Source organism: Opitutus sp. sgz309028 (genome assembly GCF_059821195.1).
Map to the genome: position 1 here is coordinate 450,669 of NZ_JCAMRR010000004.1, position 18,820 is coordinate 469,488.

Here is an 18,820-nt window from a genome sequence, read left to right on the forward strand (position 1 = left end):
ACGGATCTCGTAGATTGACAGTCGTTTAAAGATCAAATCGTCTGACCCGTTCCATGAACTCAAACGTTCTCCCTAAACAAATCGCCGCGGTCCTTTTTGCCGCGCTGTTCGCCTCGGCCGCTTTGGCCGATGTCGTCGAAACGAAGAATGGCGCGCGCATCGTCGGCCAGATCGTGAAGATCTCCGATGGCGCCGTGTCGATGAACACCGACTACGCAGGGGCGCTCACGATCAAGCAGGCCGAAGTCGTCGCCATCACCACCGATCAGCCGGTGAGCGTGCGCCTCGAAAGCGGCACCGTGCTCGCGGGCACCGTTTCCACCGAGTCCGGTGCGATGAAGATTTCCGGCTCCGACGGCCAGCTCACCACCAGCGTCGACAAAGTCGCCGCCACGTGGGCCGCCGGCGAGGAAGACCCGCGCGTTTCCGCCCTGCGCCGCCACTGGAGCTACGACGCCGCCGTCGATATCGCCGGCAAGACCGGCAACAAGGAACAGCTCGGCACCGCCGTCTCCGCCCGCGCGATTCTCAAGACGCCCGAAGACACGCTCCAGTTCTACACCGCGTATGACCGTCAGGTTTCCGACGGCGCCAAGTCCGCCGATCAGTTCAAGGCCGGCGTCGACTATCAGAATAATTTCGCCGGCAAACGGTCGTGGTATGTGCGCGACGAGGGTGGCTTCGACCGCATCAAGGACATCGATCTCTACAACATCGCCGCCGCCGGTATGGGCTTCGACTTCATCAAGGAACCGAAGCACACGCTCACGGGCCGCGCCGGTCTCGCGTTCCGCTATGAAGGTTACCGCAACCCCGCCACCGAGGACGTGCGCAGCGCCGGTCTCGACCTTGGCTTCAACCACGAATGGGAGTTCACGAACTCCCGCCTCGTCAACCGGCTGAGCTTCGTCCCCACCTTCGAGGACTTCGGCAACTTCCGTCTCACGCACGAGTCGTTCTACGAAGTTCCGCTCGCCGCGCCGTCCTGGAAACTGCGCCTCGGCGTCAGCAACGACTACAACAGCCAGCCCGGCGCCGGTGTCGAACGCCTCGACACCTCCTACTTCACCCGCCTCGTGCTGACCTGGCAGTAAGTCTGGCCAGCCGCTGCCCCGCAGCGTCCGGCATTTCCTCGAGCGTGCTCGCCTCCCGGCGACACGCTCTTATTTTTGGCGGTCACGATGACCGCACCGTCTCCGGCTCGTTGCGCCGAGCTCTCCGCCCGCCTCGACGGCGAGCTGCACACCGGTCGCACCCAACGGCTCCTCTACGCGACCGACGCTTCCGAGTATCAGGAAACGCCGCTCGCCGTGGCGCTCCCGGCCTCGGAATCCGATGTCGCCCAACTCATCGCCTTTGCCCGCGAGCACCGCATCGGATTGATCCCCCGCACCGCGGGCACGTCGCTCGCGGGGCAGACCGTCGGCAGCGGGATCGTCGTCGACCTTGGCCGCCACCTGAATCGCATTCTCGCGATCGATCCGGGCCGCCGGCTCGCGCGCGTCCAACCGGGCGTCATCCGCAACGAGCTCAATCTCGCGCTCAAGCCGCACGGGCTCCTCTTTGGGCCTGAGACGTCCACCGCGAGTCGCGCGATGATCGGCGGCATGGTCGGCAACAACTCCTGCGGCAGCAATTCGCTGGTCTACGGCTCGACCCGCGACCATCTCGTCCGCGCCCGCGGCTTCCTCGGCGATGGCAGCGAGGTCACGTTCGGCCCGCTCTCGGTCGCCGAGTTCGCCGCCAAATGCGCCGGGCCCGACACGCTCGAGACGAAAATCTACCGCACGGTCCGCGACCTGCTGGGCGATCCCGCTCACCGCCGTCTCATCCGGGAGCATTTCCCGAAACCCGAAGTTGTCCGCCGCAACACCGGCTACGCGCTCGACGCGCTGATGGACTGCGCGGTCTTCGATCCCGCATCGCCGCACCCGTTCAATCTCTGCCGGCTGATCGCCGGCTCCGAAGGCACGCTGTTTCTCGGGGTGGAGTTCGAGCTCGATTGCGATCCGCTGCCGCCGCCGCCCGTCCTGCTCTGCGCGCATTTCACCAGCATCCAGGAAGCGCTCCGCGCCGTGCTGGTGGTCCTGCCCCACCGGCCGACCGCGGTCGAGCTCATCGATCGTCACATCCTCGAATGCACGAAGCAGAACCTCGAGCAGGCGCGCAACCGGTTCTTCGTTCAAGGCGATCCCGGCGCGATTCTCGTCCTGGAGCTGCGCCGCGAGCGGATCGAGGAGGCCCTCGCCGGGCTCGCCCGCCTCGAAGCCGCCCTGCGCGCCGCCGGACTCGGCTACGCGTATCCGATTTTGCGCGACAGCGACGTCGACCGCGTGTGGGACCTCCGCCGCGCGGGGCAGGGCGTCATGAGCAATGTCGCCGGCGACGCCAAGCCTCGCGAGAATGTCGAAGACACCGCCGTCGCTCCCGCGGACCTGCCGGCCTACATCGCCGAATTCGACGCGCTCCTGCGCGACAAATACGGCCTGCGCTGCGTCTACTACGGACACGCCGGCGCCGGCGAACTTCACACCCGGCCCCTCTTCAACCTCAAAACCGCGGAAGGCGTGAAGCTCTTTCGCAGCGTCGCCACCGACGTCGCCGCGTTGGTGAAAAAATACCGCGGCTCCCTCAGCGGCGAGCATGGCGACGGCCGACTCCGCGGCGAGTTTCTCCGATTCATGGTCGGCGACGCCTGTTACGAGCTCATGCGCCAGGTGAAACGCGCCTTCGACCCCGCGGGCGTGCTCAATCCGGGCAAGATCATCGACACGCCACCGATGGACGCCTCGCTCCGCCACGGTCCCGGCGTGCCCACGCCGGATTATCCCACCGTCTTCAATTTCGCGGCGACCCAGGGCGTGCTGCGCGCCGCGGAGAAATGCAACGGCTCCGGCGATTGCCGCAAAACCCATCTCCTCGGCGGCACCATGTGTCCCAGCTACATGGCGACGCGCAACGAAAAGGACACCACTCGCGCTCGCGCCAACATGCTCCGCCACATGCTGACGCACCCGCGCCATCCCGCCGATCCGTGGGACAGCGACGAGATCGCCGAGGTGATGGACCTCTGCCTTTCCTGCAAGGGCTGCAAATCCGAGTGTCCGTCCAACGTCGATCTCACGCGGCTGAAGGCCGAATGGCAGCAGCACTTCTACGACGTCCGGCGCGCGCCGCTCCGCGCGCGGCTGATCGCCAATTTTTCCCGGCTCGCCGCACTGGGCATGCTCGCGCCCCGACTCCACAACTGGATCGTGACCGGCGGTTTTTTGAGCCGGAGATTGAAACAGGCCATCGGGTTCGCGCCGGAACGCAGTCTGCCGCCGCTACCCCCGGTCACCTTGCGCCGCTGGCACGCCCGCCATCTTCGCCGGCGCCGCGCGGCCACGCCCGCTCCGCTCGGCCGCGTTTATTTTTTCTGCGACGAATTCACGAACCATCACGACGCCGCCATCGGCATCAAGGCCGTGCAACTGCTCGAACGGCTCGGCTACGACGTGGTCCTCCCGGCGCATGCCGCCAGTGGCCGCGCGCAGCTTTCGAAAGGATTTGTCCGTGCCGCGCAGCGGCTCGCGACCCGCAACGTAGCGCGACTTTCCCCCCTTATCTCGGACGAGACGCCGCTGATCGGGCTCGAGCCATCCGCCCTTCTCGGCTTCCGCGACGAGTATCCCGACCTCGTGCCCGACGGCCTGATCCCCCGCGCGCACGCGCTCAGCCGGCAGGCGCTGCTCTTCGAGGAGTTCATCGCCCGCGAGATGGAGCGCGGACGAATCTCCGCCGACGCCTTCACCCACGAGTCGCGCACGATCAAGCTCCACGGCCATTGCCACCAGAAGGCGCTTTCCTCGCTCGCGCCAGCGATCCGCGCGCTGTCATTGCTGCGCAACTACAAGGTCGAGGTGATCCCGTCCGGCTGCTGCGGCATGGCGGGATCGTTCGGCTACGAGGCCGAGCACTTCGAACTCTCGCAGAAGATCGGCGAGCTCGTGCTGTTTCCCGCGGTGCGCGCGAGCGATCCGGCGACGCTGATCGCCGCCGCCGGCACGAGCTGCCGTCATCAGATCAAGGACGCCACCGGCCGGCGCGCGCTGCATCCGGCGGAGATCCTGTTCGACGCGCTCGTGTAGACAAATCGCAGCGCCGCGTCAGAACAACCGGCTGGGCGTCGGCTCGTCGTCGCCTTTGCCCTCGTAGGCGTGGACCGAACAGGCCGAGTCGCTCCACAACGGCAGATTGTGTTTCCGCCACTCCTTCGTCTCCACGACATCACGCTGCAATTCCGGATCCTCGCAGCGCATCATCAGGCGGTTCAGGGCGGCATAGACCACGTCTTCCGGCGTGACCCGCAACGCTTCGGCGAAGCGCTCCACGGTGTCGCGCTCCGCTTGCTCGAGGTGTAGTTTGATGGCACTCACGGGGTCCTCCTTGTTCGCGTTTCCCGGCGGGGATACATTATCGGTGAGACCGCTGGCGGCAACGGATGGAGCCGTCGGCGGCCCGGACAAACGAAAGTCTAATGACCGGCCCGCGGCCCAGAGGAGACCGGCTGCGCGGCGATTGTTTCATGGCAAGAAACGCACAACGCCTATCCGGCGGACGGCGGTTCGGACGGTCCTGGCTTCTGCTCCGCGGCGGACGCGTTTTCCGCTTCCGCCGCCTTCGCCGCCTCCAGCGCCTTCAAGCGCTCCAGCTCCAGCGGGTGCTCCTCGAACATCTCCTCCTCCGACATCCGACCCGTCAGCCACGAGAGATTCATCGGATAAACATCGGGGTTGAAGATCACGAAATAGAAATGCCAGACGACGATCGCGAGCGTCGCGAGGATCGCCTCGTAGAAGTGAATTGTGCGCGAGATATCGAAACCGAGTTTCGTGAGCAGGCCCATCGACGTGTTCTCGAACCAGAGAATGACGCCCGTCGCGCCCATGAGCAGCGAGCCCCAGATGAGCGCCCAATATTCGGCCTTCTCTATATACGAGAAGCGCGGGAACGCGGGCTTCGTCGGCGACAGGCCGAGATTGTAACGCAGCACTTTCCACGGATCCGTGAGATCCCGCCACCGCGGCAGCAGATCGCGGAACAGCGCGCGACCGGGCACCGTGAACGCCAGGTAGCTCACATGCCACGCGCCCGCCACGAGCATCACCACGCCCGCGATCCGATGGATCGCACTCCGCCACTCGAATGCGCTCGAGCTGAGGTTCCGGATCCCCACCACCCACCACGCCTCCGGGTAGCGCAGCATGAAACCGGTGATCACCAGCAGCACAAAACTGATAACCAGCGCCCCGTGCTGCAGCCGCTCGTGCACCGTCATGCGCACATACAGGCGATGCGCAAGGTGCTCGGGCTCGATCACGCCCTTCTGGATCGCGAGCTTGCGCCGGATCTTCTTCAGGAAATCGAGCAGGTTGTGCAGCAGCATGCCGCCCACCACGATCGCGATCAGCCAGACGTAGATGCTCGAAATGATATAGAGCGCGAAGTGGTTGCCGTCTTTTTTCAGCGCGGACTCGGGACTCACATGCACCGAGCCGACCGTGAAACGTGTATTCGCGCCGGGATGACACTCGCCGCAGGTCTGCACGAGGTTCGACTTGTGCACCGTCGAGGTCGGATCCAGCGGCGACTTGATCGCATGCGCGCTGTGGCAGCTCGCGCAATTCACCACCTCCACCGCGCCGCCGCGCGCCGCGAGCCCGTGATAACTGTCGGCAAAGGTCTGGAACGCCTGCGAGGAGAGCCCGTATTTCGCCGTCAGCCGCAGCGAAGCGTGACACGTGGCGCAGACCTCCTGTGCGACATTGGCCGCATGCACCGGCGAGGTCGGATCCTTGTGCCCGCGAATATCATGCTCGCCATGGCAGTCCGTGCACGCCGGCGAATCGGCATTGCCCTTGCGCAGCGCCGCCGCATGCACGCTCTCGCCGAACTCCTTCGCCTCCTTCTCGTGACATTTCGCGCAAGTCTCCGGCTGCCGCTGCTTGTTCATCTTCGCGCCGGCCGTGATCGCGCGATTCATCTCGTGCGCGCCGTGACAATCCACGCAGGTCGCCGATTCGCCCTTTCCGGCCTGCAGCGCGGCGCCATGCACGCTGTGATCGAACGCCGCCACAAACTTCGTGCCGCGCAGCACCTGGCTGGCGACCGCGGGTTTCTCCACGTGGCACGACTCGCACAGCTTCATCTGCGCGAGCTTCTGCTCGAGCGTCGGCCGACCGGGCATCCGGGCGATCGCCGGGTCGTTGTGACAGGTCAGGCACGTGGGGGCGAGCGTGTCGCCTTCCGCAAGCGACGTGCCGTGGGCGGAAGCCACGAAATGATCGCGCGACTCCTCGTGGCAGCGCCCGCAACTCGTCGTGAGTTTGTTTTTCGCGAACGGAAACGCCGGCGACTTGACGGTCGCGATGTCGTGTCCGCCGTGGCACTCCGCGCACGCGGTATCCCTGCCCTCGGGGATCGTTTTCAGCGCGAGTCGCTGGTGGAATTTGTGTTTCTTGCCGGTGTCGTCGTGACACGAGAAACAGTCGACCGGCACGGGGTTCTCGCGGTGCGGCGTGGCCTTCGCGTCGAGTCCCTCGTGGCAATCCACGCACTCGAAAGAGCCGTGAGCCGACGCGGCGATCCGGTCCGCATCGACGAGCAGGATCCGGTTTGTCCCCGCCGCCGCCTTCGCCATCGCGACGTGGTCCGCATGACATTCCAGACAACTCGCGCTGCCCGGCGCCTCCGCTTCGTCGTCCGCGGCCCGCAGCTCCCCGGCGCCGATCGCCAGCACAACGCCCGCGATCACGCGAACGCCCCGGGCCGCGATCGCCCATGCGCCAGCAGGTCGCCGAAAACCGGTTGCGAAGCTCATGCAGGAAAACGCCCGTATTCGCCGGCGGCTCACGCCTCCAGCAAACGCTCGAGCGGCTTGATCCTAGCGCGCCCCGAGAGGTGACGCCGTGCATTTTTTGGCGGAATGTCATCGCCCGCTGCGCATTCGTCGAGGGAGCGCAAGGTCCGCGTCGCCACGGTCCTTGCGTCGCCGGGCGACGAGCGCCACCCTTGAGGCATGTCGGATCTCGCCGCCAAGTTCATCCAGGCGTTCATTCCGCTGTTCGTCGCCATCGACCCCATCGGTCTCGCGGCGATTTTTCTCGCGATGGGCGCCGGCGTGCCGGCCCAGACGCGCCGCAAGATCGCCAACCAGGCGGCCTGGACCGGCGGCGGGGTCGCGCTGTTGTTTTTGTTTCTCGGCCAGTCGATCTTTTCGGCGCTGGGCATCACGGCCGGCGATTTTCAAATCGCCGGTGGCTTGATCCTGTTCGTCCTCGCGGCCCGCGACATCGTGCACTCCGCGGCGGAAGCACCCGCGAAGCTCGCCGACGATTTCGGCGTCGTTCCCCTTGGGATGCCGTTGATTGCCGGGCCGGCGTCGATCACCACACTGATCCTGCTGTCGCAGACGCTCGGCGTCGCCGTCACCCTCGTGGCGCTCGCGGTGAATCTCGTGCTGGTTGTGCTGGCTTTCGCCTACAGCGAAAAGATCGGCCGCTGGATCGGTGCCACCGGCATGCGCGCGATCTCGAAGATCATCTCGCTGCTGCTCGCCGCCATCGCCGTCAACATGGTCCGGCAGGGCCTCGTGCATTGAGCCGCGGCGCGGCGGCGCGGCGGCCCGCGCTCAACCTTCGAAGGTGGTGAGCAGATTTGCGTAGATCTTCGCGGTATGCACGAGATCGCGCACGCTCGCGCGTTCGTCGACCGCATGGTAATTCTCGCCGCCCGGCCCGTAGCCGAGCGTCGGAATCTTCAGGTGATGCGCAAAGAAATGCATGTCGTTGAAACCGGTCGACACGCTGAACTGCGTCTTCTGCCGGCGCACCTCGCTCACGCTGCCGGCCATCGCCGCAAAGAACGGGTGCGTCGGCGCCGAAAAGCACGCGAAATTTTCCGAGACCTTCGTGATTGTGATCCGGCATTGCGGGATCTTCCGCGCCGCCGCGACGAGAAACGCGCGCAATTCCTTCTCGGCCGCGGCATGGTTCTCCGACGCGAGCACGCGGCGGTCGATCGAGAAGCGCGCCTCCGACGGCACGGTGTTGATCTTGCCGCCCGGGCCGGCGGAGAACACACCGCCGACATTGATCGTCGGCCGCATCCGCCGTCCATCCGGCGTGCGCCACGTGCGCCGGTCGAGCCGTCGCTTGTATTCTTCCAACGCGAGCACCAGCGCCGACATTTTTTCGAGGGCGTTGACGCCATGTTCGGGTTGCGAGCCATGCGCCGCCCGGCCGTGCACCACGACCTCGAGCCAGACGACGCCATTGTGCCCGCAACACACGCAACCGCCCTCGCCGCCTTCCATCACGATGGCGTAATCCGGCCGGATCGGCGCATGCCGGACCAGCCAGCCGGCGCCGAGCTCCGAGTCCGTTTCCTCGTCGGCCGTGAACGACACCTCGACATTCATCTTCGGTTTCGTGCGGGTCGCCTGCAGCGCCCGCAGCGCCAGCAGCAGACTGGCATGGGAGCCCTTCATGTCCGAACTTCCCCGCCCGTAAACCCAGCCGCGCTCCAGCGCGCCGCTGAAGGGACTGCCATGGCGCCACACGCCGGAAACCGGAACGACATCGTAGTGGGCGTTGAAGTGGATGGTCTTGCGCGCACCGCGGGCCGCCAGCTTGCCGACGACGTTAAATCGTGGATACGCCTGTTGGTCGGGCGGCAGCGTCCGGCGGAGCAGCCTTTCCGGGATCCGGTATCGCTTCACCCGCAGACCGGCCGCCGCGAGTTCGCGGGCGAGCAGCGTCGTGATGGCGTCATAGTTTTCACCCGGCGGATTGACCGTGGGGATCCCAACCAGCTGCTGCAAGGTGGCGACAAGTTCATGGCCGTGGCGCTCGATGTAGTCGGTCGGAGTCATGCGTGCGGCGAGCCTACAGCACCGCCGACGGCTCCACGAAGCCCAAAAAACCGCCGGCCGGCCCGGCAGGCGGCGAGATGAATTTTGACACTGCCGCCGCCGGCAACCAGGCTCGCCGTTCACACGATGCCGCTGGCCGATTTGCGCAAAGACTACTCCCTCGCGGGTCTCGCCGAAAAGGACCTCGCCCGCGATCCGTTCCGCCAGTTCGACAAATGGTTTCAGGAAGCTGCGGCCGCGAAGATCGCCGAACCTAACGCGATGGTGCTTTCCACCGCCACGCGCGACGGCCGCGCATCGGCGCGCACCGTCCTGCTCAAAGCCGTCGACGGGCGCGGCTTCGTCTTCTACACGAATTATCTCAGCCGCAAGGGTCGCGAGCTCGATGCCGTCCCGCACGCCAGCCTGCTGTTCCCGTGGATCGCCCTCGAGCGGCAGGTCATCGTCGAGGGTGCGGTCACGAAGGTCTCGCGCGAGGAATCCGAAGCCTATTTCCACAGCCGGCCCGTCGCGAGTCAGCTGGCCGCGTGGGTGTCGCAGCAGAGCTCGATCATTTCCGGGCGTAAAACCCTCGAGGAGGCCATGAAGGAGCTCGAGCGGAAATACGCCGGCCAGGTCGTGCCCGTTCCCCCGCATTGGGGCGGTTTCCGCGTTTCGCCGGAGACGGTGGAGTTCTGGCAGGGCCGGCGCAGCCGTCTGCACGACCGCCTGCGCTACCGGCGCGAGGCCGACGGCAGCTGGGCGATCGAGCGACTCGCCCCGTGAAAAAAAAGCCACGCTCCGCGGGACAAACGCCGGCCCCGCCCAGCCTCCTCGCCGCCGCCCTCCGGGCTCAGGCCGACGGCGTGCTGATCGCCGATGCGAGCACCCCCGCGCGCGGGCTGAGGATCCTGTTCGTCAACGACAGCTTCTGCGCGATGACCGGCCACCGGGCCGCCGACCTCCTGGGCGAGCCCCACGATGTCTTTCACGCCGACCGCTCGGACTTCGCCAAGCTTCGCGCCTGGCTCCGCCGCCGCCCGCCCACCACCCCGTTCTCCGGCGAAGGTTACCTGGTCAGGCGCGACGGGGAGTCGTTCTACGCCTCGTGGACGCTCAGTCCGATCGTCAACCGCCGCCAGCGCGTCACCCACCTCGTCGCCGCCTACCGCGACACCACCGAGAAGCGCCGCCTGCAGGAAGCGCTCGTGCATTCGCAGCGGCTCGACGCCGTCGGCCGGCTCGCCGGCGGCGTGGCCCACGACTTCAACAATCTCCTGTCCGTAATTAATGGATACTGCGAGATGCTCGCCGCCCAGGTCGCCGATCGTCCGCGCGCGCTGCGCGAGGTCACCGAGATTCACAAGGCCGGCCTGCGCGCCGCCACGCTCACCCGCCAGCTGCTCGCCTTCGGGCGCCGGCAGCCGATGGACGCCCACGTGATCAGCTTCAACCGCGTCGTCCAGGAAAACGCCGAGATCATGCGCCGGCTCATCGGCGACGCGGGGCGGCTCGAGCTCGAGCTGGCGGCCGACGCCGGCAACGTCCGCGCCGATCCCACCCAATTCCAGCAGGTCCTCCTCAATCTCGTAATCAACGCCCGCGACGCTCTGCGCGACAACGGGTGCATCACCGTCGCCACCGGCAATCGCGAGATCAAACCCGGACACAACCGTCGCGTCACCGACATCCCCCCCGGCCGCTACGTCTGCCTTGCGGTCACCGACAACGGCACGGGCATGGACGCGGAGACGCAAAAACATCTTTTCGAGCCGTTTTTCACCACCAAACCCGAAGGCAAGGGCACCGGACTCGGTCTCGCCCTCGTTTACGGCGTCGTGCAGCAAAGCGATGGCTTCATCACCGTGCGCAGCGCGCTGCTTGCCGGGTCGACGTTCGAGATTCTGCTGCCGGAGGTGCGCGAGCCGGCGGACGCCGCGGACAGCCCCGCGCCCATCCCGCCGCTGCCCGCCACCCGCGGCCACGAAACCCTCCTGCTCGTCGAAGACGATGAGGTGGTGCGCAAAATGGTCGCAGGCATGCTGACGGCCGATGGCTATCGCGTGCTCGCCGCCCGCGATCCCGCCGAGGCGAAACCGCTCGCGCTTCGCAGCGAACGTCCCGTGCAACTGATCATTTCTCCGCTGAAACATGGCGGCGAGGAGCTCGCCCGCGAATTGCAGGCGCGCATCCCGGCGTTGCGCATGCTGTGTATCGGAGATTTCGATGCGCCCGCCTCGGTCGACTGGCTGGAGGCACAACACCAGGCGCCTCTCGCCAAACCTTTCGCGCTGAGCGAAATCCTCCACAGCGTCCGCAGCTTGCTCGACGCCTGAGAGCGGTTCCGCGCGATGAAGATCCTGCTCACCGGCGCCTCGGGCCTGCTTGGCTCGGCAGTCGCAACCGCCGCCGCCCGCCGGGCTCACGACGTCACCGGCATCGTCGGGCGGTTCTCCCAACCGGTGCCAGGGCTCAGCCGGCAAATCGCGCTCGACCTGCGCGACGGGCAGACGCTGGCGCGGCTGGCACTCGACGACCGCCCCGACGCCATCGTGAACTGCGCCGCCATCGCCGAGCCGGGCCACTGCGACGCCGATCCCGTCGGCTCAGCGCAGATCAACGTTGGCCTTCCGACCACGCTCGCGCGCCTTGCCGCCACGTTGTCCGCCCGAATCGTTCACGTCTCCTCCGAACAGGTTTTCGACGGCCGGCGGAACGATCCGTATTCACCCCAGCACGACACGAATCCGCTCAACCTCTACGGCCGCCAGAAGCTCGAGTCCGAGCACGCGGTGCTGTCCGCCGCGGCGAAGCTCGCCGCGATCGTGCGCGCCCCTTTGCTGCTCGGCGACAGCGTGACGCGGCAGCGCAGCCTGCACGAGCGGTTGCTGGCCGACTGGGCCGGCGGACGCACACCGCGACTTTACACCGACGAGCTGCGTCAACCCTGCACCGCGGCCCATCTCGCGGACGTGCTCGTCGAGCTCGCCGAGCGTCGCGAGCTTACGGGTGTTTTTCACTGGGCCGGACAGGATCTGGTGTCGCGCTATACGCTCGGCCTGCGCGTGCGGGAGCGGTTTCAGCTGCCCGCCGCAGTCGCTCCGGTGATCGCGACCACGCGGGCGGATACGCCGACGATTTCGCCGCAGCGGCCTGCCTGTCTCGCGTTGGATTTCTCGGCGCTCGCTGGACGCCTGCAAACCCGACCGCTCTCGCTGGAGCAGCACTTGTCCGCGCTCACGCTGCCGCCCGCCGTGGCGGAATGGTTTTCGCGCGTGACCGCGGGCACAGCGCCGCGGCCCTGAAGATCGGTTTGGTTTTTTCGGCGCGGTTGTGCTTTGTGTTCCGCATGGTCCTGGAGGTTTTGCCCACGCGCACTGGCGGCGCCGCCGAAAACATGGCATTGGATTTCCTGCTACTGCAGCGTTATCCGCGTGCCGACGTGCCTCGCTTTCGTCACTACGGCTGGCGCTCGCCCGCGATCACCTTCGGTTACAGTCAGAAGATCGAGTTCGTGCGCGCGCAGCTTCCCGCTGGTGAGCACTTCGATCTTTGCCGGCGGCCGACCGGCGGCGGGGTTGTCGATCATCGGGACGACTGGACCTTTTCGCTCGTGATTCCGCGCGGGCATCCGCTCGAAGACGTGCGCGCCACGCAAAGCTATCGCGAGGTCCACGAATGCCTCGCCGCCGCGCTGCAACGTCAGGGCATCGCCGCGGCCACGAAGAAAGCGATCGACCCGCCGCATCCTGGCGGACCGCTCGGACCCGGCGTGTGTTTTCAACGCGCGGAACTTTACGACGTCATCCACGAGCGCACCGGCGAAAAGATCGCGGGCGCGGCGCAGAAACGAAACAAGCACGGCCTGTTGTTCCAAGGTTCGCTGTGGCGGCCCGCTGTCGGCGCCCCGCTCGACGATGACCAACTTCGACGCGACTTCGCGCAGTTGCTCGGCGCCGCGCTAAACGGCACCGCCGAGGATGTGCCCTGGCCGGACCTCAACGAGGACGAGGTCAGCGCGCTTACGGAGCAATACGCCTCGTCCGAATGGATCGAGGCGCGCTGAACAGACGGGCGCTGCGTCTTCGGCGACGTCAGGCTTTCGGCGGCTCCGCCGCCGGAGCGGGCTGAGCTGCCGGCGCTGGCGCTTCGGCCGGAGCGGCTGGCTGCGCCGGCGCCGGTTGCCAGAAATAATGGCCGGTCTTCAACCGCTGCCAGCGTATGAAAGCCGCGCCGGCCGCGAGGATCAGCAGCAGCACGATCCAGAATGCGATGCGCCGCTGCCGCTTGGCGGCTTTGTCCTCATAAGGATCCTCCATCATTTTCCGCGCGGACCGGGGGACATGCGGGAGCTTGGTGAGCGCGGTGCCGAGCGGGACGTTGATCTTGACGCGCCCGTTGACCGCCCAGCCGCTGCTCTCGAGAATCGGCCCGAGCGTCCGCTGCCGCAGCTTGATCGCCGCGATCAACATGGACGGTCCGGAGATCGCGAGCAGGATGCCGATCACGCCAACCGGCATCCAGAAACCGAGTCCGAAAAATGCCCCGAGCATCAGGCCAAACGCCGACGTAATGCCGCCGACGGCCACGCCGAGCGCCGCCACGGTGCCGATGTCGATTTTTTTCGGCTGCTTCTGCGCTGCGGCCGCGGTCTTGTCGGCGTTGGCCGTCGACTCCGCCGCGGCGGCAACGCGACTCGTCGACTCCGCCTCCGCCGCGGCCGCGCGTTTCGCGACCTGCTCTTCGACGAAGCGGACAAACTTTTTATACGGCGAGAAAAACGCCTGCCGGATGCTGATGGGATTGTCTACGAGCTGCGTGATCACGGCGTCCCAATCGCGGCCCTGGCGGTCGTAGAACACACCGCGCCGGCCGACAAAAAGGTAATCGCTGTCGCCCTGCGTGAAACACGCGGCGATGTTCATCGTCGCCCCGTTGCGCGTGCACGCGCAGTAGGCGATGCAGGCCTTGCTCATCGCCGCCAGCGGATTCGCGCCATCCACCTTGATGCAGAGCTCGGCCGAACGGCTGTCGAGATACAAGGTGCCGGCCTGGAAAACCGCGGGACGCGTGCGCGAATAAAAATCCGCGAAGTTGACGAAGTTGCGCAACAGCACCGGGAGATCGCGCACATAGCGCGCCAGTCGCTCCACATCGAAAATGCCCTTGAACTCGGGCTCGAGCGCTTTGTCTCTCGCGACCAGCGCTTCGAGCGTTTTCCGCTCCGGGCCGGCCGCCAGGGCGCGCAGCCGCTCCAGTCCGAGCTTTTCGACCGCGTTGCCGGCTTTCGATCCGAGCCACGTCTCGTAGGGCGTGAAGCCCGCCACGAGATCCTTCCACTCCGCCGCCGTCAGCGACGTCTTCGCGGCCCCGAAAATGGGCGTCACTGCCAGCGCATGCAGCTTGGCGAGCGCATCGGCCCACGCGGGATTGACGCCCGCCAGCAGCGGCAGCGGCCGTTCGGGCTCGACCCGCGCAATCGGAAAGGCCGCCACTTCATCGGCCCTCGCCGTCAGGTCCTTCGTCGAGATCGCCGCATAGTCGGTCTCGGCGCGGTTCAGCGCCGTGGCTGCGCGCGCATCGAACGACGCGATCGCGCAGCGCACGAAATAATCGTCGACCTTCGCCCGCACCGCCTGGATCGCGGCCAGCGCCGAGCCGGTTGCCTCCCCGAGAATCGCCACCTCCTTCGTCGCGCTCTTCTCCGTCCACGCGAGATACGCCGCCACATCGCCGAAAAACGCGTCGATGTTGGCCGCCGTCACGCCTTGTCCGCCGCTCCGGTCGGCGGCCCCGCCCGTCGCGGCGAGGATGTCTTTGATCAGCGCCTGCACCGCGGGGTCGTCCGTCGCGTTCGGCGGGATGATGCCGTCGCCATTCAAGGGATTGCCCGCGAAGATGCGGGTCGTGTCCGCCGCCTCGCCCACGGCGATCTCGGTCGCGTCCGCGCGACCCAGCCGCGCGAGCACCTCGTGGGTGGAAGCCAGGAGGAGTTTTCCGTCCGGAGTCGCGTCGTTGATCGCCGCCAGCGGCAGCGCGTCGAGCGGCCGGAGAAGGACGCCAGGATCCTTCAACCGGGCCGCCGCCCACTCCACCGCCGTGAGCAGCTCGGGCACGCGTATCCGTCCGTCCTTGTCGACATCGATCAACGCGAGCGTCTTCTCGTCGAGCTCGATCCCTTTCACAGGGCAACTGAGAGCGACCCAAAGTTTCTGATCGAGCTGACGCAACGCGAGCAGGTCGGCGCCGGTGTCGAGCGCGACTTGATCGAGCCCGCCGGCGCGGAAAAATTTCCAGGAGTGCGCGGAACGGTTGGCCGTAGACATGATGGGGATGGTTGCGAGCATGATGTCTGAACCGCTGGGAACGGCAATCCCCGAGCCGATAATACGTTTCGCGGCTCGCCAGTGGACAATCCCGTCGCCGCCTCTCAACGTCGGTGGATCCCGTGATCGCTCCCGCCGCCGACTCTCCTTCGCCTGTGCCGCGCGCGCCCGCCGCGGTTCGCGGATCGAGCGTGACGCTCCCGTTCATGCGCTGGTGGCGGCGCGCCGCCGCCTGGGTGCGTCCGCGCGTGACCGTCGGCGTCGACCTCCTCCTCATGCAGCCGCGCGGAGCGAACGGCGGCGTGAAGCCGCTGGTTTTTTCTTTTTTGCAGGAAATCCAGCGCGCCGAAGGTCGACGCTTCCGCTTCGTGTTTTTCGCCTCGGCCGAGCTGGCGCCCGAATTGCAGCCGTTATTGCGGCCAGGCGATCGCCGGTGCGCCGGCATGGAGGCAGCACCACCCCTCGACGTGCTCTACGCGCCCTTCGGTCGCTCGACGTTGATGCGACCCGGGGTGCCGACCGTCAGCCTGATCGTGGACCTCCTGCATCGCGACCTGCCCTCGGCCCTGCCGATCGAGGAGGTGAATTATCGCCACGAGTGGTTTGGTCAGATTGCGCAGGCCGCGACTTCGTTTCAGTGCATTTCCCGCTACACCGCCGGACGGCTGCAGGCGCACTACGACGTGGACCCGGCGAAGATCTTCGTCACACATCTGCCGGTGCACCGCCGGCTGGAAACGGCTTCGGAACTCGCCCGCGCGGCGGCGTCGCCGGTGCCCGGGCCGTTTTTCTTTTATCCGGCCAACTTCTGGCCGCACAAGAACCACGAGACGCTCATCGATGCGTATCGCATTTATCATGACACCGCCGGCGCGTCCGCCTGGCCGCTGGTTTTCACGGGCCACGCGGACGCGCGCATGGAAACCTTGAAGGAGCTCGTGACGCGGTCGGGCTTGTCCGGTCAGGTGATTTTTCTGGGCCACCTGGAGGACGCGCAGTTCGCGGCCGTCTGGCGTGCGGCCGGCGCGCTGGTTTATCCGTCGCTCCACGAGGGTTTCGGTATTCCACTGCTGGAAGCGATGGCGTTCGGCTGTCCGATCGTCGCGTCAGATACGACCTCGCTGCCCGAAGTCGGTGGCGATGCCTGCATCTATGTCGATCCACGCGACGCTCGCGCGTTGGCAGCTGCGCTTCGCCAGATCGCGAACGAGCCCCGACTGCGCGAAGATTACGTGAGCCGGGGGCAGCGCCGACTGGCGGAATTTTCGCTTCCGCGCGAGGCAGCGGTGCTTTCCCAGCATCTCGTCGCGGCTGCGCTCCACCGCAGTGAGTCCCGGTGAGAAGATCTCACCGCCGCAGCGTCAACACGCACTCCAGGTGGCGGGTTTGCGGAAAGAGGTCGAACGGCTGCGCCGCCGTCAGCGTGTAGCCGGCCGCGAGGAAATGCGTCAGATCGCGCATCTGCGTCGCCGGATCGCACGACACGTAAACCACCGCGCGCGGAGAGAACGCGAACAACTGATCGAGAAACGCCTTGTCGCAGCCCTTCCGCGGCGGATCGATGATCACCACCGTGTCGCCCGCCGGAAACGTCAGTCCGGCGAAAATCTCCGCCGCATCCGCGGCCCGGAACGTCGCATTCGCGATGCCGTTGGCCTCCGCGTTTTCCCGGGCGAAACGAATCGAGCTGTCACTGATCTCGACACCCGTCACACGCTCGAACGCCGGCGCCGACGCCAGCGCGAACAATCCGCTGCCGCAATACGCGTCGACCAGATAGCGCGCCCCGCTCGCCGCCGCCTGCTCCCGCACGTAACGCGTGAATGCCGGCAGGATGAAGGGATTGTTCTGGAAAAAATCCCGCGCGAGAAAATGCAGCCGCAGCGGCGCACCTTCGCCCGTCGCGATCTCCTCCGTGATCACCGCATCGTAGTCCGTCGTCACCGCGCCGCCCGCCTCCCGCAACAGCAGCGTCGCTCCGCGCGTGAAACTTTCCCACTTGGCGTGAACGTCGGCGCGCACCTCGGCGAGCCGCGCATTGATCGGCTCCGTCGCGATCGGACAGCGCGGCACGTCGACGATGTCGAAGCGCGTGCCCTGGCGCAGAAATCCGATCGGGAATCCCGCTGTGACGGAATCAGCCAGCCCAGTTTGCGATTCGGCCGTCGGATCGGACACGCCGGCCGGGACGGAAGCTTCCTGATCGGCGGGCGTCGAGGCGGGGCTCGGCGAGCGAACGAACCGCCGCGGCGCGGCGAAATGCGGCGTGATCTTCGAGCGATACCCATACTCGCGCGGCGACGCCACGACGGGCGAGACGGGAAACTCGATTCCCGCCATGTGCTGCAACAGCTCGGCGACTTGCTGCTGCTTCCATTTCAACTGCTCGGCGTAAGCGAGGTGCTGATACTGGCAGCCGCCGCAACGTCCGAACAGCGGACAACCCGGGCTCACGCGATGCGGCGACGGCGTCAGCACCGTCACGAGATCCGCCTCGGAAAAATTGCGGTGATTGCGAAACACCCGCGCCCGCACGCGCTCGCCCGGCAGCGTGAACGGCACCATCACGACCCATTTCGCCTCCGTCTCGCCAGGCAGTGCCACGCGCCCCAGGCCGAGTCCGAGATTCGTGAGCGTGGAAATCTCGAGTTCGATCTCCTGGTGATAAGCGAACGGCTGATCGTTGAAGGTCTTCTTTTTCTTAACCACGAAAGACACGAAATACACGAAAGCAGCGGAAACGAGCGGGATTTTCTTTCGTGTGTTTCGTGTATTTCGTGGTCTCCTCCCGTCGTGCCCGTCGAGAAGATCACCAGCCTTCAGAATCCCCGCGTGAAACAGCTCGTGAAGCTGCGCGACCGGCGGCCGCGTGACGAGGCGGGCGTGTTCCTCGTCGAGGGTTACCGCGAGATCCGCCGCGCATTGGAAAAACGAATTCCGCTGCGCGAACTGTATTTCTCCCCGGACTGGTTCCTCGGCGAAAACGAGCCTGCGCTCCTCGAGCAAGCCGAGCGGGCCGGTGCAAAACTCTTCGAATTGAGCAAGGACGCGTTCGCCAAAGTCGCGTATCGCGAACGCCCCGACGGCCTGCTCGCCGTCGCGCCGCAATGGAAACGCACGCTCGCCGATCTGACGCTGCCGGCGGCACCCTTTCTCCTCGTTGTCGAGGCGATCGAAAAGCCAGGCAACCTCGGCACGATCCTGCGCAGCGCCGACGCCGCGGGCTGCGACGCCGTGATCGTGTGCGATCCGGTCACCGACATCTTCAATCCCAACGTCGTGCGCGCGTCGACCGGCGTCCTGTTTTCCGTGCCGCTCGTCGTCGACGAAAGCACGCGCGTACAAGCCTGGCTCAAGGAGCACGGCATAAAGACGGTCGCCACCACGCCGTCCGCCGACAAACTTTATACCGACACAGACCTGCGCGGCCCGCTCGCAATCGTCATGGGCAGCGAGCAATACGGTCTGAGCGAGTTCTGGCTCACAAACAGCGACCAGCCCGTGCGCATCCCGATGGCCGGGCAGGCCGATTCGCTGAACGTCGCCATGGCCACCATCATTACGCTCTTCGAAGCGGTGCGGCAGCGCTCCACGAAGTAGC

General features: G+C 66.3%; 14 protein-coding genes. 9 read left to right on the plus strand and 5 right to left on the minus strand.

What is annotated here, in order from left to right; all coding sequences use genetic code 11:
- Positions 1–53: 53 nt before the first annotated feature.
- Both AC6RV7_RS17625 and AC6RV7_RS17630 read left to right on the plus strand, forming a co-directional pair.
- A complete protein-coding gene (locus AC6RV7_RS17625; protein ID WP_500095352.1) occupies positions 54–1,094 on the plus strand; it encodes a DUF481 domain-containing protein in 1,041 nt (346 codons plus the stop codon).
- Between the two features lie 87 nt (positions 1,095–1,181).
- Entirely contained in the window at positions 1,182–4,130 is a 2,949-nt protein-coding gene (locus AC6RV7_RS17630) for an FAD-binding and (Fe-S)-binding domain-containing protein (protein WP_500095353.1), read from the plus strand.
- 18 nt (positions 4,131–4,148) lie between these two features.
- Here AC6RV7_RS17630 and AC6RV7_RS17635 read toward each other — a convergent pair whose 3' ends face one another.
- Together AC6RV7_RS17635 and AC6RV7_RS17640 are read right to left on the minus strand one after the other, a co-directional pair.
- Positions 4,149–4,418, minus strand: coding sequence for a hypothetical protein (locus tag AC6RV7_RS17635; RefSeq protein ID WP_500095354.1), 270 nt, complete (start codon positions 4,416–4,418; stop codon positions 4,149–4,151).
- 170 nt (positions 4,419–4,588) lie between these two features.
- Positions 4,589–6,862, minus strand: a complete 2,274-nt coding sequence (locus AC6RV7_RS17640) for a cytochrome c3 family protein (RefSeq protein ID WP_500095355.1) — start codon at positions 6,860–6,862, stop codon at positions 4,589–4,591.
- A gap of 198 nt (positions 6,863–7,060) precedes the next feature.
- Between AC6RV7_RS17640 and AC6RV7_RS17645 the strand changes: the two genes are divergently transcribed.
- Positions 7,061–7,642 (plus strand): MarC family protein, encoded by a 582-nt coding sequence (locus AC6RV7_RS17645; RefSeq protein ID WP_500095356.1) that lies wholly within the window; start codon positions 7,061–7,063, stop codon positions 7,640–7,642.
- A 30-nt stretch (positions 7,643–7,672) separates the two neighbouring features.
- Here the strand turns inward: AC6RV7_RS17645 and AC6RV7_RS17650 are convergent, their stop codons facing one another.
- A complete protein-coding gene (locus AC6RV7_RS17650; protein WP_500095357.1) occupies positions 7,673–8,914 on the minus strand; it encodes a M20 family metallopeptidase in 1,242 nt (413 codons plus the stop codon).
- A 126-nt stretch (positions 8,915–9,040) separates the two neighbouring features.
- On the opposite strand from AC6RV7_RS17650, the gene pdxH reads away from it, so the two are divergent.
- The 4 genes from pdxH to AC6RV7_RS17670 are packed head-to-tail and all read left to right on the plus strand — an operon-like array spanning position 9,041 to position 12,959.
- Positions 9,041–9,679: a pyridoxamine 5'-phosphate oxidase gene (pdxH, locus tag AC6RV7_RS17655; RefSeq protein WP_500095358.1), complete on the plus strand. Its 639-nt coding sequence runs from the start codon at positions 9,041–9,043 to the stop codon at positions 9,677–9,679.
- Positions 9,676–11,229, plus strand: a complete 1,554-nt coding sequence (locus AC6RV7_RS17660; protein WP_500095359.1) for an ATP-binding protein — start codon at positions 9,676–9,678, stop codon at positions 11,227–11,229. Before pdxH ends, AC6RV7_RS17660 begins: the two co-directional genes overlap by 4 nt.
- A gap of 15 nt (positions 11,230–11,244) precedes the next feature.
- A complete protein-coding gene (locus tag AC6RV7_RS17665) occupies positions 11,245–12,198 on the plus strand; it encodes an SDR family oxidoreductase (RefSeq protein ID WP_500095360.1) in 954 nt (317 codons plus the stop codon).
- 44 nt (positions 12,199–12,242) lie between these two features.
- Positions 12,243–12,959, plus strand: coding sequence for a lipoyl protein ligase domain-containing protein (locus tag AC6RV7_RS17670; protein ID WP_500095361.1), 717 nt, complete (start codon positions 12,243–12,245; stop codon positions 12,957–12,959).
- Positions 12,960–12,987: 28 nt separating this feature from the next.
- On the opposite strand, the gene AC6RV7_RS17675 is transcribed toward AC6RV7_RS17670, so the two are convergent.
- Positions 12,988–15,219: a hypothetical protein gene (locus tag AC6RV7_RS17675; protein ID WP_500095362.1), complete on the minus strand. Its 2,232-nt coding sequence runs from the start codon at positions 15,217–15,219 to the stop codon at positions 12,988–12,990.
- A 191-nt stretch (positions 15,220–15,410) separates the two neighbouring features.
- Between AC6RV7_RS17675 and AC6RV7_RS17680 the strand changes: the two genes are divergently transcribed.
- Positions 15,411–16,559, plus strand: a complete 1,149-nt coding sequence (locus AC6RV7_RS17680; protein ID WP_500095363.1) for a glycosyltransferase family 4 protein — start codon at positions 15,411–15,413, stop codon at positions 16,557–16,559.
- 7 nt (positions 16,560–16,566) lie between these two features.
- On the opposite strand, the gene AC6RV7_RS17685 is transcribed toward AC6RV7_RS17680, so the two are convergent.
- A complete protein-coding gene (locus AC6RV7_RS17685; RefSeq protein ID WP_500095364.1) occupies positions 16,567–17,946 on the minus strand; it encodes a class I SAM-dependent RNA methyltransferase in 1,380 nt (459 codons plus the stop codon).
- A 66-nt stretch (positions 17,947–18,012) separates the two neighbouring features.
- On the opposite strand from AC6RV7_RS17685, the gene AC6RV7_RS17690 reads away from it, so the two are divergent.
- Complete coding sequence (locus tag AC6RV7_RS17690) at positions 18,013–18,819, plus strand: TrmH family RNA methyltransferase (protein WP_500095365.1); 807 nt, start codon at positions 18,013–18,015, stop codon at positions 18,817–18,819.
- Position 18,820: the final 1 nt, after the last annotated feature.

Excerpts from the sequence above, each read along its gene's own strand:
- AC6RV7_RS17625 (WP_500095352.1), top strand. The coding sequence starts at position 54 with ATGAACTCAAACGTTCTCCCTAAACAAATCGCCGCGGTCCTTTTTGCC.
- AC6RV7_RS17630 (WP_500095353.1), top strand. The coding sequence starts at position 1,182 with ATGACCGCACCGTCTCCGGCTCGTTGCGCCGAGCTCTCCGCCCGCCTC.
- AC6RV7_RS17640 (WP_500095355.1), bottom strand. The coding sequence starts at position 6,862 with ATGAGCTTCGCAACCGGTTTTCGGCGACCTGCTGGCGCATGGGCGATC.
- AC6RV7_RS17645 (WP_500095356.1), top strand. The coding sequence starts at position 7,061 with ATGTCGGATCTCGCCGCCAAGTTCATCCAGGCGTTCATTCCGCTGTTC.
- AC6RV7_RS17650 (WP_500095357.1), bottom strand. The coding sequence starts at position 8,914 with ATGACTCCGACCGACTACATCGAGCGCCACGGCCATGAACTTGTCGCC.
- pdxH (WP_500095358.1), top strand. The coding sequence starts at position 9,041 with ATGCCGCTGGCCGATTTGCGCAAAGACTACTCCCTCGCGGGTCTCGCC.
- AC6RV7_RS17665 (WP_500095360.1), top strand. The coding sequence starts at position 11,245 with ATGAAGATCCTGCTCACCGGCGCCTCGGGCCTGCTTGGCTCGGCAGTC.
- AC6RV7_RS17670 (WP_500095361.1), top strand. The coding sequence starts at position 12,243 with ATGGTCCTGGAGGTTTTGCCCACGCGCACTGGCGGCGCCGCCGAAAAC.
- AC6RV7_RS17675 (WP_500095362.1), bottom strand. The coding sequence starts at position 15,219 with ATGTCTACGGCCAACCGTTCCGCGCACTCCTGGAAATTTTTCCGCGCC.